This is a genomic window from Paraburkholderia sp. (genome assembly GCF_034668105.1).
GTDB lineage: Bacteria > Pseudomonadota > Gammaproteobacteria > Burkholderiales > Burkholderiaceae > Paraburkholderia.
In genome coordinates this window covers 1-4,683 of sequence record NZ_JAXDPY010000293.1, presented here as the reverse complement: position 1 = coordinate 4,683, position 4,683 = coordinate 1, and the positions used below count along the sequence as shown (strand labels likewise).

The window sequence follows — 4,683 nt, the reverse complement described above, 5'->3', positions numbered from 1 at the left end:
AACCCTGGTATGCTGACAGCTCATCAAGCGCCCATCGTGCGCGCTCCCATTCTTCACCGATGTCACAAAGGCCAGCACATGTCCGACTTTCCCATCGACAATCCGTTTCTCGAATCGCTCGGCGTGCGTCTGACGCAATGGCGCGACGGTTACGCCGAACTGTATATGCCGCTCGATGCCAGCAAACTGAATCGCCAGGGCGTGCTGCAAGGCGGCGCGATCGCGACCTTGCTCGACGCGGCGGCGGGGTATGCGGGAGTGTATGCCGAAGCAGGGCAACCGGTACGGCACGCGTTCACGTTGTCACTGACCACCAACTATCTCGACAAGGGACTCGGCGAATCGGTGACCGCGAAGGGCTTCCTGGAGCGTCAGGGACGCTCGATTTTCTTCTCGCGTGGCGAAGCGTGGGTGGACGACAAGCTGCTGATCGCCAGCGCGCAAGGCACCTTCAAATACTCGAGGACGCGTTGAATGGCTCGAAAAGCATGAAAAGCATGAAAGGCATGAAAGGCAAACTGCCACTTTTTATCGATGACCACGGTGCGCTTCGCGTTTGCCGCCTCGTCCGATCACGGCATTCCTGTCGTGCGTCACACGCTTCCCAGGTTGTTCCTCGGCCCAGCGACCCGTCGTTACCCGTGTTTTTCGCTGCGCAAGCACCGCGCGCTCTGGGTGGGGCATCCAGCTCGATCGGGCACATTCCGGTCGTGCATCACACGCTTGCTCGCTGTGCCTCGCTCCATTGAACCATCATCGCGCGTGTGTTGGCTGCCGCGCGCCAGACAATCTGCATCTCGCTCAAAGCGCCTTATACATGATGGTGGTCGAGTCCAGCCGCTCCTCCTGAGTGTCACGGCAAAACTGCGGGATCACGCCTGCCGTCCGATAGCCCAGCGCGGCGTAGAGCGGCTCGGCCTTGTCGCCGGTGCGCGTATCGAGCGTCAGCAGGCTGCGCTGCAACTGATGCGCACGGCTTTCCAGTTCCGTCATCAACGCTTTGGCGATGCCCTCGCGGCGCCGTGCGGGATGAACCAGCAGTTTGCGCACCTCCGCGCGATGTCGCTGGTTCGGCATCGTGTCGTAATCCAGTTGCACGGTGCCGGCAATCGACTCGCCATGGCGGGCGACAAACAGCACAAGCGTGCCCGCGCGCAGCGACGGCAGCACTTTGCCGCGCCAGAACGCCTCGCTCTCTTCAACGCTATGCGGCAGGACAAAGCCGACGCTCGCGCCATCGTGGACGCAGGCATGCAGCAGCGTGCCGAGTTCGGATAAATGACGAACGAGGTCGTCGGCTGAGAAGGTCGTGATGGTGGTCGCGCGCATGTCGGTTCGAACTCAGACGATGAAAAGAATGTAGCGGGCCGCGCTGTGTGCGGGCGTGACGAAAGCGCTGGGGCCGAACAACTGATAGCGCAGACAGTCGCCGGCTTGCAACGCGTGGCTGCGGCCGTCGACGGTGATCTGCAATTGCCCTTCGAGCAGGATCAGATGATGCTCGAGACCGGCCCTCGGCGACGCGTCGTAATCGATCCGCACACCGGCCTCGAGTTCGCACTCCAGCGCCTCGCCGCTCAACGCCTGGGCCGGCGGCGACACCGAACGGCGCCGGAAGCCGACGCTCGCGTCGCTCCAGACCGCCTGTGCTTCGCGCGGCACCAGCGGTGCAAAGTCTTCCTCGACCATGCGCATGAGGCGCGACATCGGCAAGCCGTAGGCCACGCAGAGCTTGCCGAGCACGCTCGCCGTCGGGCTCACGGCGGCATTTTCGAGGCGCGACAGCGTGGCGCGGCTGACGTTGCTGAGCCTCGCAAGATCGTCGAGCGACCAGTTGCGCTCAGCGCGCAGGCCACGCAGACGCTGAGCGATGCGGCGGTCGATGGCGTTGACGTTGTCGTCGGAAAGTGTATTTTCCATATATGGGAAACTATCTCGAATATGGAAATTCGTCCATCAAACAAAATGGCGCGTGCGAGGGCTCGCGTTTCATCATTGCAGGGAGACGGGAGACGGGAGACGGGAGCAAGGCTCAAACGTAGGAGCTGGCGGCCGCGCCCCGCCAATGCCGGGATTCATACACCGCGAGCCGCCCGGGCGTTTATCATAGGGCTCACAAACCAAAACCCGCCGCCCGGCTGTGCAAACGCCGCGGCGCATCGGTAAAAGCACACCATTCACGAGACCCTGCGGCACATGCCGCGACATTTCCATGAACTCCACGCCCGACGCTGTTTCCCGCCCGTCCATCCGCGCTTTGACCTTGCTTGAGGGGCGCGTGCTCGGCGTGCTCGTCGAAAAACAGCACACCGTGCCCGACAGTTATCCGCTTTCACTGAACGCGCTCACCCTGGGATGCAATCAGAAGACCGGCCGCGCACCCGTGATGAACGCGACCGAAGCCGAGGTGCTGACCGCCGTCGACGGATTAAAGCGCCTGAGCCTGGTGATGGAAGGCAGCAGCAGCCGTGTGCCGCGCTTCGAGCACAACATGAATCGGGTGTTAGGCTTGCCGAGTCAGTCGGCTGCGTTGCTGACTACTTTGCTTCTGCGCGGGCCTCAAACTGCGGCTGAGTTGCGCCTGAACAGCGCGCGCTTGCATGGGTTTGCCGATATCTCGTCAGTCGAGGCGTTTCTCGACGAGCTGGCTGTCAACGATCCGTCGCGGGTGGTGAAGCTGGCCCGCACGCCGGGCGAGCGCGAAAACCGCTGGACGCATCTGCTCTGCGGCGAGGTCAGTGCAAGTGATCTTGCGCAGCCGGGCGATGAAGATGAGGTTGTGCCGCTGTCGGCGTTCGAGGCGGTGAAAGCCGAGCAGAAGCGGCTCGCCGATGAGGTGAGCCGGCTTCAGGTGGTAGTGCGGCGCATGGCCGCGGAGTTGGGGATTGAAGTGGGGGAGCTTTGAGCGGATACCCCACTCAACTGTAGGCGGGCCGCAGCCGAACGTTCAACTGGCAGCACGCGGAATCGGTATATTGCCGATCCGTTCGACCTCGCCGAGACCATTGATCACGCACGCCTGACCGATCAGCCCTTTGCAGGTCAGGCCGGTGTCCTTGAGTTGTTGGGCCGTCAGGCTGCCGCTCGCCACGCCTATATAGACCCAGTACTGCAGCGACCTGCTGTCGACACCCAGTTCGCCGGTATCGGCGATCACCCCGAAATGCTTCTGGGCCCGATAGTGATCCGGCCGGAAATTCTTGTCGTCGTCGGATTTCCATTCCTCGATGAAGCTGTCGTACCGGTTCGCGCGCAGCGTCACGAAGTCGTACATCCACGCGTCATTGAATACCGATTCGAGGAAGGCCTGGCGCGCACCATCCGCTCCCAGCGCCTTGCACATCACACCGAGCAACCCGCTATTCAGGTTCGACCCCGCATCGTTGAAATGAACCGGCAGGCCCACGACGCTCCAGGACGCACCGCCTTCTGCTTCGTTGGTTGCGGGTTGTTCCAGCTGCATGTGGATACCGCGTGCGTCCCAATCCAGGAATACCCGCATCAGAGATTCAATATCATCGGCAAAAAACCATTCATCCAGCGCAGCCCGCGCCGCGCCCGGATCATTGCCCCCACAACTGACTGCGAACAGCGGGCGCCCTATGGCGTTGACATATTCCTCAAATTGCGCGCCGTTTGTAATAGTCGACCTGAAGACCGTTGTGCCGGGCAAGGGAGCTTTCGTCATTTATAACCTCCATGCTTTACGGGATTTTTATTGGGAAACGCGCGAACCGACACAATACTAAAGATTTATCGCGGCGAGAAGGGCACGTTAAATTTTGCAAATGCTTAACTGGTCGGGTCTCTTGTGCAAGTGCTTAAAGTTTTCTCACCAGAATATGATGATCGCCTGCAATACGCATAAAAATAAGCCATGCCCGATAGGTATTTTTATTTTCAATTTTATGAAAAATTACTCGCAGACTCATCCGCTAATGAGCTAAGATTTCCATGTAGTTCGATTGTTCCCTGAGTGTCACTGCGGCTTCCCCGAGCCCATAATGGTGATTACGCCCGCCTGTGGCGGGCTTTTTTTTAAGAATATCAAGCGCCGCTTTGTGATTGATTTGGGGTAGGCAACGTCGTTATCAGAGTCGGTGGAGTTGCCGTACAAACCCCGTATCGAAATACCGGAAGGAGACAAGAGGTCGACCATGCTTATAGCATATATCAATGCCGACGCCGTCGATTCACGTCATGCAATCTGGATTAAAGCAGTGAGAAATGCATTTTTGCTCACGAGTCAGGCTCAAGAAATCGGTCTATTTTTAGAGGGCGACGCCTGTTTGGGCGAATGAACCGTTTGCCCTGCGCGGTCAAACGATGTAGGCGGCTACAAAATCGCCCTTATAGATGCCACCATATTGGTTTCAATTACGGTTAATGCTATTTACAGACGACAGAGACCATTTACGACGCCCCCGTACTCTCGACAACTCCAGCTGGCAGAACAACGCGAGCCGCCGGTAATGTTGCTGATATCCGCGATGCGGTAATTTTTCCGGCAAGTGGGCCGCTCAGGCATCGCGGCTGCGGCGCGGTTCGGCGGACAGGGTTCGCTGGGTGCGATAGAACACGCGCGGCGGCACGTTCGGCGAATCCTCGGCGAGCCGGTCGAGTTCGTCGCGGATCGCGGTGAGATAGTGACCGTCACGGGCATCGGCGTCGCCTGCGAAGATC

5 protein-coding genes are annotated in these 4,683 nt (G+C 59.6%); 2 read left to right on the top strand and 3 right to left on the bottom strand.

Annotated features, from left to right (window positions below; translation table 11 throughout):
- The first annotated feature begins 78 nt into the window (after window positions 1-78).
- Window positions 79-474, top strand: coding sequence for a PaaI family thioesterase (locus QOC89_RS13450; protein ID WP_323045459.1), 396 nt, complete (start codon window positions 79-81; stop codon window positions 472-474).
- A gap of 327 nt (window positions 475-801) precedes the next feature.
- Here QOC89_RS13450 and QOC89_RS13445 read toward each other — a convergent pair whose 3' ends face one another.
- Together QOC89_RS13445 and QOC89_RS13440 are read right to left on the bottom strand one after the other, a co-directional pair.
- Window positions 802-1,329 (bottom strand): GNAT family N-acetyltransferase, encoded by a 528-nt coding sequence (locus tag QOC89_RS13445; RefSeq protein ID WP_323045458.1) that lies wholly within the window; start codon window positions 1,327-1,329, stop codon window positions 802-804.
- Window positions 1,330-1,341: 12 nt separating this feature from the next.
- On the bottom strand, window positions 1,342-1,920 hold the full coding sequence (locus tag QOC89_RS13440; RefSeq protein WP_323045457.1) for an XRE family transcriptional regulator: 579 nt from the start codon (window positions 1,918-1,920) through the stop codon (window positions 1,342-1,344).
- Between the two features lie 292 nt (window positions 1,921-2,212).
- Here QOC89_RS13440 and QOC89_RS13435 point away from each other — a divergent pair, with 292 nt between their 5' ends.
- A complete protein-coding gene (locus QOC89_RS13435) occupies window positions 2,213-2,905 on the top strand; it encodes a YceH family protein (protein ID WP_323045460.1) in 693 nt (230 codons plus the stop codon).
- Window positions 2,906-2,947: 42 nt separating this feature from the next.
- On the opposite strand, the gene QOC89_RS13430 is transcribed toward QOC89_RS13435, so the two are convergent.
- The gene (locus QOC89_RS13430; RefSeq protein WP_323045456.1) at window positions 2,948-3,673 is read right to left on the bottom strand and encodes a hypothetical protein; all 726 of its coding nucleotides are present in this window, start codon (window positions 3,671-3,673) and stop codon (window positions 2,948-2,950) included.
- Window positions 3,674-4,683: the final 1,010 nt, after the last annotated feature.

Bases quoted from the DNA above. Each gene is read 5' to 3' on its own strand.
- QOC89_RS13435 (WP_323045460.1), top strand. From the start codon at position 2,213: ATGAACTCCACGCCCGACGCTGTTTCCCGCCCGTCCATCCGCGCTTTG.
- QOC89_RS13440 (WP_323045457.1), bottom strand. From the start codon at position 1,920: ATGGAAAATACACTTTCCGACGACAACGTCAACGCCATCGACCGCCGC.
- QOC89_RS13445 (WP_323045458.1), bottom strand. From the start codon at position 1,329: ATGCGCGCGACCACCATCACGACCTTCTCAGCCGACGACCTCGTTCGT.
- QOC89_RS13450 (WP_323045459.1), top strand. From the start codon at position 79: ATGTCCGACTTTCCCATCGACAATCCGTTTCTCGAATCGCTCGGCGTG.